The following is a 13,796-nucleotide window of genomic DNA, read 5'->3' on the forward strand; positions in this document are numbered from 1 at the left end:
CGTCAGCCCCCCCCGTCAGCCCCCCCCGTCAGCCCCCCCCGTCAGCCCCCCCCGGGGAACGCGCACGTCCCTGCTGCGCCCGCTGGCCAGGGGCTCAGAAGAAGTTGCCGATGTTGAACTCGAATTTGTACGTCTCTTCGTAGGGCAGCCGCTTGAACGGGAAGCCCCACTCGAAGCGCAGCGGTCCGAGCGGGGAGAACCACCGGAGCCCGAATCCCCACGAGGTGCGGACGTCGAGGAGGCGCTCGGCCGAGAAGCACGGGTTCGTGACGTCGTGCGGCGATGCAGGGGCGGCGTTGCAGTACAGCTTCTCGAGATTCCAGGCGTTGCCCAGATCCGTGAAGACGACGCCCTTGATCTGCACGGCCTCGAGGATCGGGAACTCCAGCTCGAGGTTCTGGTAGTACATCAGGTTGCCGCCGATGTTCGCGCCGTTCGCGATAGGCAGCGAGTTCGGATCGAGCGACTCGCGGAGCGGGAGGCGCGGGCCGATGTCCCGGATCTCGAAGCCGCGCACGTCGAGGATGCCGCCCAGGAAGAAGCGGGCGAAGATCGGCACGCCCTGCGGGTTGGGGCTCGTCACCATGCCGGCCTCGGTGTTCAGCTTGAGGACCAGGCTGTCCGTGATCGGGTAGTAGAACCTCCCTGTGGCGCGGTACCGCAGGAACTCGTTCTCGCTGCCGAACACGCTGTGGGCGAGCTCCACCGAGCCCTGCAGGTAAATGCCCGAGGTCGGGAAGAGCTGGTTGTTGCGCGTGTCGAAGGTGAGCGCAGGGCGGATGCTCGACGTGAGCCCGGCGTTGAAGAGGTTGTAGAGCGGGAGCCGCTGGAACGAGGCTCGCTCCTCTGCCGTGCCGAGGCCGGTGTTCGTGGCCGACGAGATCTCGTCGTTCTCCAGCGTGTAGGTCAGCTGCGCGCGCAGCTCCGGCTCGATGAGCGGGTAGCCGAGCGTGAGCGAGCCGCCGGTGGAGGTCTGCGAGAACTCCGTGTAGGTCCGCAGCTGGTTGTAGACGCTCACCGCCGCCGAGAACGGGCTGTCGAACAGGTACGGCTCGAAGAAGCGGACGTCGATGAGGCGCCGCGATCCGGAGATCTGCGCCTGGAGCGACAGCGACTGACCGCTCCCGAGCAGGTTCGCCTGCTGGACCTGCGCCGTCGCGATGAAGTTCTCGACGCTCGAGAAGCCCGCGCCGATCTGGAAGGTGCCCGTCGGCTTCTCGCCGATGTCGACGTTGACGTTGATGTGCTGGGGGTCGTCGCCCTGCTCGGTGGAGATGTCGACCCGCTCGAAGTAGCCGAGCGCCGTGATCCGCTGCTTCGATCGCTCCAGCTTCGTCTCGCTGAACAGCCGCCGCTCTTCCACCTCCATCTCGCGGCGGATCACCTTGTCCCGCGTCTTCGTGTTGCCGCGGATCTCGATGCGCCCGAAGTAGACGAGCTGGTTTCTGCGGATGCCGACGGTGATGTCGACCTCGCGCCTGTCCGGGTCGAGCTGGGTGTCAGGCGACGCCTCGACGTTGGCGTAGCCGGCGTCCCGGTAGAGCGTCTGGATCGCGCCGAGATCCTTCGCCAGCTCGGCGCGGTTGAACCAGTCGCCCGGCTTGGCCCGCACCATCTCGCGCAGCGCGCGGCGCCCGCCGAGCGGCTCGATCTCGCGGCCGTCGGCGTCGCGCTCGTAGACGCGGAGCGAGCGGATGCGGAAGCGAGGCCCCTCGTTGATCGTGATCGTGACCTCGATGCCCGTGCGGTCGGGCGTGAGCATCACCCTGGGCGTCGCGACCTGCGCCGCGAGGAAGCCACGATCGTAGTAGAGCGCGTTGATCACGAGGACGTCGCGCTCGAACGCGTCCTGGCGGAACGGACCGCCGGTGCCGAAGGCGAAGAAGCCCCCCTGCCCCGTGATCATGACCTCCCGGAGCTCCTCGTCCGAGATGTTCTGGTTGCCGATGAACGTGATGCGCCGGACGGTGACCGGCGAGTGCTCCTTGATCGTGAACTTGACGGTGACCTGGTTCTCCCGCTCCGGCTTGACCTCGTAGCTGACCTCGGCGAGGAAGAAGCCCTCCTCGGCGTACTTGTCGCGGAGCTTCTGCACGCCACGCCGGATCGCCGCGTAGCTCAGGATCGTGCCGGTCTTGATCTCGACCGAGAGCGCCTCGGTGAGGTCCTCGCTATCGATCTCCTTGTTGCCGGAGAACTCGATGGCCTTGATGCTCGGGCGCTCGCGGACCAGCACCCTCAGGCTCACGCCGTCGTCGCGGCGCGTGAGGTCGACCTCGACGTCGTCGAACAGGCCGGAGTCCCAGAGCTCGCGCACGTCGCGGGCCAGCCCCTCGGGGGTGAACGGCCTGCCGACCCGCGTCTGCCCGAGGTAGACGAGCACGTCCTCGGTCGAGACCCGCCGGTTGCCGGCGATCGCGACCTGAGCGACCGGCTGCCCCCGAGCGAGCTCGGCCTCCGTGGGCGCCAGATGGATCGTCGGCTCGACGGCGTCGGCGGCGACCCGCGCAGGTGTACCGGCGCCAGGCTGGGCTCCTACGGTCGCGTCGGCCGGCGCGAGTGGCTGCGCAGCGCTGGCCGGGGCGGCAGGCGTGGCGCCGTCCCGGGGCGGTTGCGCGCCCGGAGCACCTCCGGGCACCTGGGCTGCCGCGAGCCGGGGTCGTATCGCCGCTACTGCAACGAACACCAGGAAGAGGCCGAGCCAGACGAGCCGCAGCCAGCGGCCGAGAAGGCGAAGCATGGGACGGGTGCCTGTCGCGTACAAGGCGCCACCCCGTAGCCCAGCGCGCCGTGAGTCTCAAGGGCGGACGCCGAAATCAAGGCGTCGCCGCCAGGTTGCGCTGCGCTGCCCTGTGTTCGGGTCGATCTCGCGGCCATCTGACGCTATGCCAGGGTCCGCACGAGCCCAGGCGAGCACTCGCTGCCAGAAATTCCCGCGAGGCAGCCTTGACCGAGCGCGAGCCCCTGGGTAATTGCCGAGGCTCGCCAGCGTTCACCTGAACATCGGAGCACCTGTTCGTCCGGTGCCCGCGCACTCCCTGGAGCATCGCGTGTCTCGAACCCCCTCCCTTCCGTCCGACGGTGACGCGTCCCGCAAGGGCCGCCGTGGCGGCCGGCCCGGTGACAGCGAGCCGCCGCCGCCCCCGGCGCCCGACACCTCGCTCGCCGACGAGGCGCAGCGCCGGTACCTGAACTATGCGCTCAGCGTCATCACGTCCCGCGCGCTGCCCGACGTCCGCGACGGGTTGAAGCCGGTGCAGCGCCGCATCCTCTACGCGATGCTGCACGACCTGCACCTCGGGCCGGACGCGAAGTACCGGAAGAGCGCTGCGGTCGTCGGTGACGTGATGGGCAAGTACCACCCGCACGGCGACGTCGCGATTTACGACGCGATGGTCCGGCTCGCTCAGGACTTCGTGATGCGGGCGCCGCTCATCGCCGGCCACGGGAACTTCGGCTCCGTGGACGGCGATGCGCCCGCCGCGATGCGTTACACCGAGGCGAAGCTCCGACCCCTCGCGCTGGAGCTTCTCAGCGAGCTCGGCCAGCGCACCGTGGACTTTCGTCCCAACTACGACGGGACCCGCTTCGAGCCGATCGTCCTTCCGTCGCGCTTCCCCAACCTCCTCGTGAACGGCTCGCAGGGGATCGCCGTCGGGATGGCGACGAGCATCCCGCCGCACAACCTGGGCGAGGTGATCGACGCGTGCGTCGCGCTGATCGAGAACCGCGAGCTCACCACCCACCGGCTGCTCTCGTACGTGAAGGGCCCGGATTTCCCGACCGGAGGTCAGCTGCACGCGACGAAGAAGGAGCTCGAGGCCATCTACACAGCGGGCCAGGGCTCGCTGAAGCTCCGCGGCGAGTGGCAGCTGGAAGAGGGCGACGGCAAGCGCGGCGCCGCTCCGCAGATCGTGATCACCTCCATCCCGTACGGCATCGAGCGGAAGGCGATCGTCGAGAAGATCGCCGAGGTGATCCTCTCCAAGAAGCTGCCGACGCTCGTGGACGTGCGCGACGAGTCGACCGGTGAGGTGCGCATCGTGATGGAGCTCAAGCGCGGCGCCGACGCGCAGCTCGTGATGGCGTACCTCTACAAACAGACGCCGCTCGCGATCAACGTGCAGGTGAACCTCACCTGCCTCGTGCCCACCGACAACGCGGAGATCGCCGCGCCTCGACGGCTCGGCCTGCACGAGATCCTGACGAAGTTCCTCGACTTCCGCTACGCGACGGTGACGCGGCGGCTCGAGTTCGAGCTCGGCGAGCTGAGGCGGCGGATCAACATCCTCGAGGGGTTCGAGAAGATCTTCGACGCGCTCGACGAGGTGATCCGGATCATCCGCAAGAGCGAGGGCAAGGCCGACGCGGCCGAGAAGCTGATGAAGCGCTTCACCCTCAACGAGGAGCAGACGGACGCGATCCTCGAGCTCAAGCTCTACCGGCTGGCGCGGCTCGAGATCCTGCTCGTGCAGAAGGATCTCGGCGAGAAGCGCGCCGAGGCCAAGCGGATCGAAGGGCTGCTCCGGAGCGACGCGAAGCGCTGGGGGATCGTCCGCGACGAGCTCGTCGAGATCAAGGGATCCTACGGCGAGAAGCGCCGCACGAAGGTGGTCGGCTCGATCGACGAGCCCGAGTACCAGGCGGAGGACTTCATCGTGGCCGAGGACGCGAACGTGATCCTCTCGGCGCAGGGCTGGGTGAAGCGGGTCCGCGAGGTGAAGGATCTCGCCTCGACGCGCATCCGCGAGGGAGACAGCGTCCTCGCGGTCGTCGCCGGCTCGACGCGGTCGACGGTCGCGTTCTTCTCGAACCTCGGCGCGTGCTACGTGTGCCGCATCCACGACGTGCCGCAGTCGACCGGCTACGGCGATCCCGTGCAGAAGCTGTTCAAGCTGGCAGACGGCGAGCGGCTGATCGCGCTGATGTCCTTCGATCCGAGGGCGCTCGATGTCCCGGCGCAGACCCCGGACTCCGCCGAGCCGGAGCCGCCCTTCGCGCTCGCGATCACCCGAGGCGGCCTCGGCTTCAGGTTCTCGCTGCGGCCGCACCGCGATCCATCGACGCGCTCCGGGCGCCGCTTCGCCAAGCTGAACGAGGGCGACGAGGTGCTCTTCGTCCACGCCGTGGACGGCGCCGACCGGGTGCTCTGCGCCTCGAGCGACGCCTGGGCGCTCAGCGTGGCCGTGGAGGAGCTCGCGCTGCTCTCCGGCCCGGGCAAGGGCTCGGTCGTCATGCGGGTCGCCGAAGGTGAGCGCCTGATCGGCGCCGCGCTCGCCCTCAGGCCGAGCGACGCGATCACGGTCGAGACGGAGAAGGGCAAGACGCTCGAGATCGCCGCGAGCAAGATCGCCGGCCAGCGCGGCACCCAGGGCGAGCCGATCGCACGACGCGACCGCTTCGCCCGCGTGGTGCCGCCGGCCGTCGTCGTACCGACGCTGGAGGTGAGCTGAACATGGCCGCCACGAATCCCCCGGTCCGCGCCGCTTCCGGCGCACGTTACACGGCCGCTGACATCGAGGTGCTCGAGGGGCTGGAGCCCGTCCGCAAGCGCCCCGCCATGTACATCGGCGGCACCGACGCCAGGGGCTACCACCACCTGCTCTGGGAGATCGTCGACAACGCCGTCGACGAGGCCATCAACGGGCACGCGAAGCGGATCGAGGTGACGCTCGACGCCGATCTCCAGGGCGCCACCGTGACCGACGACGGGCGCGGCATCCCCGTGGACGTCCATCCCAGGTACAAGCGCCCCGCGCTCGAGCTCATCTTCTGCACGCTGCACGCAGGCGGGAAGTTCGCGAGCGACAGCTACAAGGTCTCAGGCGGGCTCCACGGCGTCGGCTCGAGCGTCGTCAACGCGCTCTCCGAGCTCGTCGAGGTCCGGGTGCTGCGCGACGGGTTCGAGCACCAGCAGACGTTCTCGCGCGGCGCGCCGACCAGCAAGCTCAAGAAGGGCGCGCCCACCCGCAAGCACGGCACGAGCATCCATTTCCGGCCCGATCCGGAGATCTTCGGGCAGGGCCGGCGCTTCGATTCCGAGACCATCCGCGAGCGCCTGGAGGCCAAGGCGTACCTCCACGGAGGGCTCGAGATCGCGTTCCGCGATCTCTCGTCCGGAGAGTCGATCGAGCTCCTCCACCCGAACGGCATCGCGGACTTCTTGCCGAAGCTGGTCGCCCAGCGCGGCAAGCCGGTGACGCACCCGTCCATCTTCTACGTCGCGCGCGAGGGCGAGATCCGCCTGGAGGCCGCGCTCCAGTGGACCGAGTCGACCGACGAGTACGTGAAGTCGTACGTCAACGGCATCCCGACGCACGCGGGCGGCGCGCACGAGTCCGGCTTCAGCGGCGCGATCGTGAAGGCGGTCCGCGCGTTCATGGACGCGAAGAAGGTCCAGCCGAAGGGGGTCACGCTGACGGCCGACGACATCCGCGAGGGGATCGTGGGTGTCCTGTCCATCTACATCCAGGAGCCGCAGTTCCAGGGGCAGACAAAGGATCGACTCAACAACGCGGAGGCTGGGCCGGCGGTCGAGGGCCTGGTCCGGCCGGCGCTCGAGCAGTGGATGCTCCACAACGGCACGGCCGGCGAGTCGATCGTGGCCCGCGCGATCCTGGCGGCGCGCGCCAGGGAGGCGCGGCGCGAGGCGACCCAGCAGGTCCTGCGCAAGACGCCGGTGTCGCACCGGCTCAACCTCCCGGGGAAGCTCGCCGATTGCGCCTCGACCGATCCGAGCGAGAGCGAGCTCTTCATCGTCGAGGGCGACAGCGCAGGTGGCTCGGCCAAGCAGGGCCGGGACCGCCGGACCCAGGCGATCCTCCCGCTCCGGGGCAAGGTGCTCAACGCGGAGCAGGCCTCGACCTCGAAGGTGCTCGGCAACAAGGAGCTCCAGGACATCGTGAGCGCGCTGGGCTGCGGCTTTGGAAAGGACTTCGATGCGTCCAAGTTGCGCTACGGAAGGATTTTTCTGCTCATGGACGCCGACAGCGACGGCCAGCACATCGCGACGCTGCTGCTGACGTTCTTCTACCGGCACCTGCCCGGCCTGCTCCGCGGCGGGCACGTGTTCCTCGCGCAGCCGCCCCTCTACAGGATCGACGTCGGCAAGGAGACGCACTGGGCGCTCGACGACGCGGAGCGCGACCGGGTCCTCGCGAAGCTCCCCAAGACGGCCAAGGCGGATATCTCGCGGTTCAAGGGGCTCGGCGAGATGCCCGCGGAGGACCTCAAGGCGACCACGCTCGACATCCGACGCCGGCGCGCGCTGCGCATCGTGATCGAGGGAGAGATCGAGACCGATCGCATCCTGAACGAGCTGATGGGCAAGGACGCCCAGGCGCGCTTCCGCTTCATCATGGAGCGCGCGCCGAACGCCGAGATCGACGTCTGACATCGATCCCTCGTTCGAGAGGTCGCGGCGACTTCGCGCCTCGCGCGGACGTCGTTGGATGCGGCGCCGCGCTCCAGCATTCATCCTCCCTGACCCCCATGAGCTCGCCGCGAGGATGTCGCGATGCAGGCGACCGACATGGCGTGCACGTCGCGAAGACACAATGTGCCAACCGCGGGTGATCTCTGGCGCCTGTGCCACGTGAACGGCAGGCCACACCCCGTCGGACATCGCGAGCAGGTTGCCGGGCAATCGCGATATTTTGTGCTGCTGAATGCCGACCCACGGGAGCCGAGAGCGCTGCGTCAGCTTGCGGCCTGCTGGTTGCAATACGTCGCGCCGGTGGCCGCGATGACCGCGAGACACCGCCCTTTCACCGCTGGAGAGGTACTCGTGACGACTGCGCTTCCCATCTCGACTCCGCTCGCACCCTCCTCGTCCCACAGCATGCCGGCCGCATGTTCCCTGTCGGTTCCGAGCGGCGCGCCTGCCGCACGGCCGGCGTCGCTCCCCACGCCTGGCGTCGCTGCGCCCAGCCACGGCGCGCAGCCGCCGCGCGAGCGCGCTGCAGCGACCGGCGTCTCCCGATCCACGCCACCACTGCGCGCGGCAGCCCCGCTGCCGCGCAGTACCTCGGAGCGGATCCTGCTCGGCCGCGACCGCATCCGCAGCGCCGCGGAAGCAGGCCAGAGGATCCGTTCTTACGAGGTCGCGCTGGACCTCGATCTGTCCGAGTTTCACTTCGCACGGCTCTTCCGTGCCGCCTTCGGGTCATCGCCCCACGTCTATTACGATGAGGTGCGTGCGGAGCGCGCGCGAACGCTCCTGCATGAGGGGCTAACCGAGGGAGAGGTCGCCCGCCGCATCGGCTTCCGCAGGCCTGCAGAGCTCCGCGCCCTCCTGTCCAAGCGCGGCAGCACGCCGCCCTCGGCCGGAGAGACGGAGCCGAGCGACGCCTCTGCCGAGTGAGCTGACGGCAGAGATCGACCCTGCGGAGCGCCGGCACCGCCGCCTCCGGTGCGAGGACAAAGTGCTTACCCCCATGACACGACGATCAGAGCCTCCGATGCGTGAGCGACGGTAGGTTCGCCCTGACCCGATCGAGGTAGGAGGGGTCGAGCATCGCCATCGCGATCCCCTCCCCTTCCGAGGCCTGAGCGATCACCTCACCCCACGGATCGATGACACACGATTTCCCGAACGTCGCCCGCCCGCCTGGATGCTTGCCCCACTGCGCCGCAGCCACGACGTACGCCTGGGCCTCGATGGCCCGGGCGCGGAGCAGGACCAGCCAGTGGTCCTTGCCGGTGAGCAGGGTGAACGCCGCAGGGACGGCGATCGCCTCTGCGCCCCCGGACGAGAGCGCGCGGTAGAGCTCCGGGAACCGGACATCGTAGCAGATCGACAGCCCGAGCTTCACGCCGTCGATCTCGGTGACGACCGGGCGATCCCCGGCGGTCGTCGACGCCGACTCGCGGTACTTCGTTCCGTCGGCGATCTCGACGTCGAAGAGGTGAATCTTCCGGTAGCGCGCGGTGAGCCGGCCGTCGGCCCCGAAGACCGCGCAGGTGTTGTACGGCCGCGCCGGATCGTGCGCGCGTTCGGGAAAGCCGCCGGCCACGACGGTCACCCGGGCGGAGCGCGCCGCGTCGGCGAGACGACGCGCGATCGGGCCGCCGCCAGCGTCGAGGTCCTCCGCGATGTTGCGCTTCCCCTCCTCGTTGCCCATGTACGCGAAGTTCTCGGGCAGCACGACCGTCGTCGCCCCACGGCGCGCCGCCTCGACGACGAGCACCTCGACCCGCGCCAGGTTCTCGCTCACGTTCTCCTGGCTGGAGAGCTGAAGGGCCGCCCAGATCACCGGTTTCTCCATTCGGCAAGCCTACCGCACGGGGACCCGGCGTGGACCACGCGCCAACTGGAGCGCAGGGATCGTCAGATTCCTTGATCTCCGGACGCTCCCGCAGCGCCACCGGCACCTGCGCCACCTGCCCCGCCGGCGCCCGCAGCCCCACCCGCACCAGCGCCACCCGCCCCAGCAGCTCCGCCAGCGCCAGCGGCACCTGCCCCGCCGACGCCAGCAGCCCCACCGGCGCCAGCGCCACCTGCCCCGGCGGCGCCCGCGGCTCCACCGCTGCCGTCCACCTCGGCGGGCGCGGCGCACTCGAGCGGCGCGCCGGAGTAGGTGCACCTGGCGCTGCACGCGGCGCACACACAGGCGAGCACCCGCTGGAACATCCGGTGAGCGGCGCCCGCATCGTCCGGGAACACACACGCCGTCTGGCAGGCTTTGTTGTGGCCGCACCCCTTGAGGCACAGGCTGATCGGCCTGCACTCAGGCTCCCCGTCGCACGCCGCGAGCTCCGCCTCGCAGCGCCCACCGCGGGACGCATGCTCGTTGAAGCAATCGCCGCAGCGCCCCGCTTCGCCGCCATAGGCCGCGAGGCACTCGCATAGGTTCGCCGGCCCCTCGTCGGCGCCCGCATCGGGCGGCGCTCCCCCCGAGGCGCCCGCGCTGGCGGAGACGCCCGCCTGAGGGCGCGGCGTCGCGAGCCGCTCGTCGGTGCAGCTCGGGAGCGACGCGAGCGCAAGCGCCGCGCCCCAGGCCATCACGCCGCAGAGGACAGCCCAGCCGTACAACCCGACAGGAGCGCGCATCGCCCTCCGCTCGATCGCCATGATGGGGACGAGCGTAGCCTGCCTCTCTCCCGCGACCGAGCCTGAGCCGCACGGCTCATGGACGTCCGCAGGATCCGCCGAGGCCGCACGGAACCCTCTCCCGGCGGCGCCCGATCGCTCCTATGCTTTCCCCGCACGTCACAAAAATTCTCATGGAAATTGCTCCCCTGTCGTTGTTGCCGCGCTCCGTGCTCGCCCTCGCCAAGGAGGTCGCGCGCGCGCTGCTCCGGCGACCTGTCGTCGGGATCGCCGCCGCCGCTCAGACCGCCGACGGCCGGTGGCTGCTCGTTCGCCGCAGTGACACCGGAACATGGGCGCTCCCGGGAGGCACCCTGGAATGGGGAGAGACGCTCCGCGACAGCATCGTGCGGGAGCTCGCCGAGGAGGCCGGCGTCACCGAGGTCGAGCTCGGGCGGGTCGTCGGCGTGTACTCGCGGCCCGATCGCGACATCCGCTTCCACGCCGTGACGGTCGTCGTCACCGCCCGGATCGCCGCGCCGACGCGCCCTCCGCAAAACCCGCTCGAGATCCGCGAGGTCAGGCTGTTCCGGGAAGACGAGCTCCCGTCCGAGCTCGCGATGGACATGGGGGATCTCTTCGCCGCCGCCCGGCGCGCCGGCGACACAGAGCTCGAGTGAGCCGAGGCAAGCGATGACGCAGGCACACCACGACGACGCCGGAGCGCGCAACGCGCTGCAGGGCGGGCTCGCGACGGATCCGAAGCACAAGGCGAGGATCGAGGAGCTCGCCGAGCGCATCGAGAAATACAGGGCGAGCTACTACGCAGGGCACCCCGAGATCTCGGACGCGGCGTTCGACGCCCTCGAGGACGAGCTCCGCGCCCTCGATCCGGCGCACCCGGTGCTCGCCCGGGTCGGCTCGGCCTCCCTGATCACCGAGTGGGAGAAGGCTCGGCACGAGATCCCGATGGGCTCGCTCAACAAGGTCGTCTCCGAGGACGAGCTCCTGGGCTGGGTCGCCCGGTGCGACGAGATCCTCGTGAAGGACGGGCACGGCGACGGCGGCACGGGCGCCGCGCCGCCGGCACCGGGCTCCATCTCGAGCGTCGCGGCTGACCTCTTCGTGGCGGAGAAGCTCGACGGCATCTCCATCGAGGTCATCTACAAGGGCGGCAAGCTCGTCGACGCCATCACCCGCGGCGACGGCGAGTGGGGCGAGCGGATCACCGCGAACGTCGCGCGGATGAAGGGGATCCCCTCGCGGATCCGGGAGAAGGGCCGGCTGTCCGTGCGCGGAGAGATCATCCTTCGCCTCTCGGACATGAAGCGCCACTTCCCCGGCGTCACCAGCCCGCGCAACATGGCCGCGGGCGCGGCCAAGCGGTTCGACGGCCAGGGGGCGGAGCACTGCACCGTGCTCTTCTACGATGTCGCCGATCACCTCGAGATCCCGACGTGCCGGGCGCGCTTCGCCTGGCTGCGCGAGCTCGGCTTCGCGACGCCGCAGACCGCGCACGGCAGCGTCGAGGACGTCGTGAAGCTCTACCGGCGCTACTCGAGCGAGCTCCGCGCGAGCCTCGACTACGAGATCGACGGGCTCGTCGTCTACGTGGACTCGCTCCACCTCCAGGGCCTGCTCGGCGACGTCAACCGCCGGCCGCGCGGCGCGGTCGCCTTCAAGTTCGCGTCGCCCGCCAAGGTGACGACGGTCGTGGCGATCCAGTGGGACACCGGGCCGAGCGGCCGGGTCACCCCCGTGGCGATCGTCGAGCCGGTGGAGCTCGCCGGCGCCAACGTCCGGCGCGCTTCCCTGCACAACTCGGCCAACGTGCGGAGCCTCGGCATCGGGGTGGGCGACGAGGTGCTGGTCTCGCGCCGCAACGACGTGATCCCGTACGTCGAGGAGGTCGTCGAGAAGCGCGGCCCCGCCGCCGTTCCTCCATCGGTCTGTCCGGTCTGCAGCGCGCCGCTCGTCGTCGAGGGAGAGTACCTCCTCTGCCGGAACGCCGCGTGCCGCGCGCTCATCGAGGGGCGCATCCACAACTGGATCGACGCCGTCGGCGCGCTGGAGTGGGGCGACAAGCTGATCGAGCAGGTGGTGGCCGCGGGCCTCGTGCGAGAGCCGCTCGACCTCTACAAGCTCACGGTCAAGAGCATCGCCGACCTCGATCGGCGCGGCGAGAAGAGCGCGACGAAGTGCCTGGAGCAGCTGAAGAGCCGCCTCCCGCTCGCGCTGCCGGTGTTCCTCGCGGCGCTCGGCATCGAGGGGTTCGCGATCCAGACCGCGCGGCTGCTCGTGTCGGCGGGGTACACGACGATCGAGAAGCTGCTCGCCGCCGGCGAGGACGAGCTCGCCGGCATCCCGGGCCTCGGCGCGATCAAGGCCGCGAGCATCGTTCGAGGGCTGCGCGCCCGCAGCGACGAGATCGCGCGGCTGCTCGCCGCCGGCATCGTGCCGGTCGCGCCCGAGGCCGAAGGCCCGCTCGCCGGACTGACGTTCTGCTTCACCGGCGCGGGCGCGCGTCCCCGCGGCGAGCTCACCCACCTCGTCGAGTCGAACGGCGGCCGGGTGCTGAACAGCGTCACGAAGGAGCTCAACTACCTCGTCATCGCCGACGTGGCGTCCACGTCGAGCAAGGCGGTGAAGGCGCGCAAGTACGGTACGAAGCTCATCACCGAGGACGATCTCGACAAGCTCATCGCCGAGCGCCGCGGCGGCTGACCGAGGCGAGCCGCGACCTCGACCCGCCGGCCCCTACCAGGTGATATCCTGGTCCTCCGTGACGCCGAGGACGTCACGGAGCTCGAGGAGCCGCCCGTCCGGGAGGCGGATCGTGCCCGAGTAGAGGCCGATCGGCTGCATGAACTCCGACGCGAGCAAGCCGAGGTTCGTGTGGTTCGAGTGCGCGGCGCCGGGGACGAAGCGTAGATCCACGGCGCCGTCCGCGGTCCGGACGCGCCACGGGTCGAGCGGCCGCGCCGCGTCGAAGGTGAACCGGCCTTCGGCGAGCGGGATGAGCTCGCCGTCGATCCAGATCGCGCACTCGGCGTCGCCGACGAAGCCTTCGCCCAGGTTCAGGCCGACGCGCTCGCCGCTCTCCGCGCGCCCCAGCGCGAGGGCCCAGCGCCAGGTCGTGCGGCGCCGCAGGAGGCCGCCCGTGTAGTCGTAGCTGGCGATCGCTCCGTCGAGGGAGATGCGGCGACCGAGCACCGACGCCTCGCCTTCGACGCCGAGGAGCAGGCGCTTCTCGGTGGTGATCAGGAAGCCATCCGAGGCCTGCGCGATCGCCGAGAGCGCCGGCGGGGCCGCGCGGCTGTCGAGCCGCGCCTCGAGCTCGACGCCGCGGAGCGCGGCGGTCACCGCGGTCGTCGCGTCCGTGCGCGGCCGCTCGATCCGGACGCGCGCGCGGGGGAGCCACGCCCGCGCGGAGCGGCCTTCGCCGCTCGCGTCGCCCACGCTCACCGCGAAGGGCGGCCCGAACGCCGCGCGGTCCACGAGCAATCGACGGCCTGCCTTGTCGAAGACGACGCTGAACGCGATCGACAGGTAGCCGAGGTGCACGACCGAGACGGCGACGAAGACCTCGTCGGACGCGATCGCCACGTAAACCCATCGCTTGTGCCTGAGCAGCCGATCGAGCCTGCGCGGCGCGAGGAGCGCCGGGTCGACGCGCGGGAGATCGCCCCGGTAGGACCCGACGCGCGCCGCTCCCGTGCTCGGGTCGAGGATCGTATCGGGCGGCGTGGTGAGCTCGCGCATCTGA

At 70.2% G+C, this 13,796-nt stretch carries 9 protein-coding genes; 5 read left to right on the forward strand and 4 right to left on the reverse strand.

What is annotated here, in order from left to right; genetic code table 11:
* Positions 1-94 precede the first annotated feature (94 nt).
* The gene (bamA, locus tag WME73_RS24945; protein WP_437917289.1) at positions 95-2,740 is read right to left on the reverse strand and encodes an outer membrane protein assembly factor BamA; all 2,646 of its coding nucleotides are present in this window, start codon (positions 2,738-2,740) and stop codon (positions 95-97) included.
* 310 nt (positions 2,741-3,050) lie between these two features.
* Here bamA and WME73_RS24950 point away from each other — a divergent pair, with 310 nt between their 5' ends.
* From WME73_RS24950 to WME73_RS24960, 3 genes are all read left to right on the forward strand, one after another.
* Positions 3,051-5,453: a DNA gyrase/topoisomerase IV subunit A gene (locus WME73_RS24950; RefSeq protein WP_437917290.1), complete on the forward strand. Its 2,403-nt coding sequence runs from the start codon at positions 3,051-3,053 to the stop codon at positions 5,451-5,453.
* Positions 5,454-5,455: 2 nt separating this feature from the next.
* Positions 5,456-7,393, forward strand: coding sequence for a DNA gyrase/topoisomerase IV subunit B (locus WME73_RS24955; protein WP_437917291.1), 1,938 nt, complete (start codon positions 5,456-5,458; stop codon positions 7,391-7,393).
* A 123-nt stretch (positions 7,394-7,516) separates the two neighbouring features.
* Positions 7,517-8,362, forward strand: a complete 846-nt coding sequence (locus WME73_RS24960) for a helix-turn-helix domain-containing protein (protein WP_437917292.1) — start codon at positions 7,517-7,519, stop codon at positions 8,360-8,362.
* 85 nt (positions 8,363-8,447) lie between these two features.
* Here the strand turns inward: WME73_RS24960 and WME73_RS24965 are convergent, their stop codons facing one another.
* Positions 8,448-9,266: a carbon-nitrogen hydrolase family protein gene (locus WME73_RS24965; RefSeq protein WP_437917293.1), complete on the reverse strand. Its 819-nt coding sequence runs from the start codon at positions 9,264-9,266 to the stop codon at positions 8,448-8,450.
* 62 nt (positions 9,267-9,328) lie between these two features.
* Positions 9,329-10,072 carry a hypothetical protein gene (locus tag WME73_RS24970; protein WP_437747870.1) on the reverse strand — a complete coding sequence of 248 codons (744 nt, stop codon included), beginning with the start codon at positions 10,070-10,072 and terminating at the stop codon, positions 9,329-9,331.
* 152 nt (positions 10,073-10,224) lie between these two features.
* Here WME73_RS24970 and WME73_RS24975 point away from each other — a divergent pair, with 152 nt between their 5' ends.
* Together WME73_RS24975 and ligA are read left to right on the forward strand one after the other, a co-directional pair.
* On the forward strand, positions 10,225-10,710 hold the full coding sequence (locus tag WME73_RS24975; protein WP_437747871.1) for an NUDIX hydrolase: 486 nt from the start codon (positions 10,225-10,227) through the stop codon (positions 10,708-10,710).
* Between the two features lie 13 nt (positions 10,711-10,723).
* The gene (gene ligA / locus WME73_RS24980) at positions 10,724-12,754 is read left to right on the forward strand and encodes an NAD-dependent DNA ligase LigA (protein WP_437747872.1); all 2,031 of its coding nucleotides are present in this window, start codon (positions 10,724-10,726) and stop codon (positions 12,752-12,754) included.
* Positions 12,755-12,787: 33 nt separating this feature from the next.
* On the opposite strand, the gene WME73_RS24985 is transcribed toward ligA, so the two are convergent.
* Positions 12,788-13,792, reverse strand: coding sequence for a DUF2804 domain-containing protein (locus WME73_RS24985; protein WP_437917294.1), 1,005 nt, complete (start codon positions 13,790-13,792; stop codon positions 12,788-12,790).
* Positions 13,793-13,796: the final 4 nt, after the last annotated feature.

Origin of the sequence: Sorangium sp. So ce302, assembly GCF_051530145.1 — a bacterium.
GTDB classification, from domain to species: domain Bacteria; phylum Myxococcota_A; class Polyangia; order Polyangiales; family Polyangiaceae; genus Sorangium; species Sorangium cellulosum_B.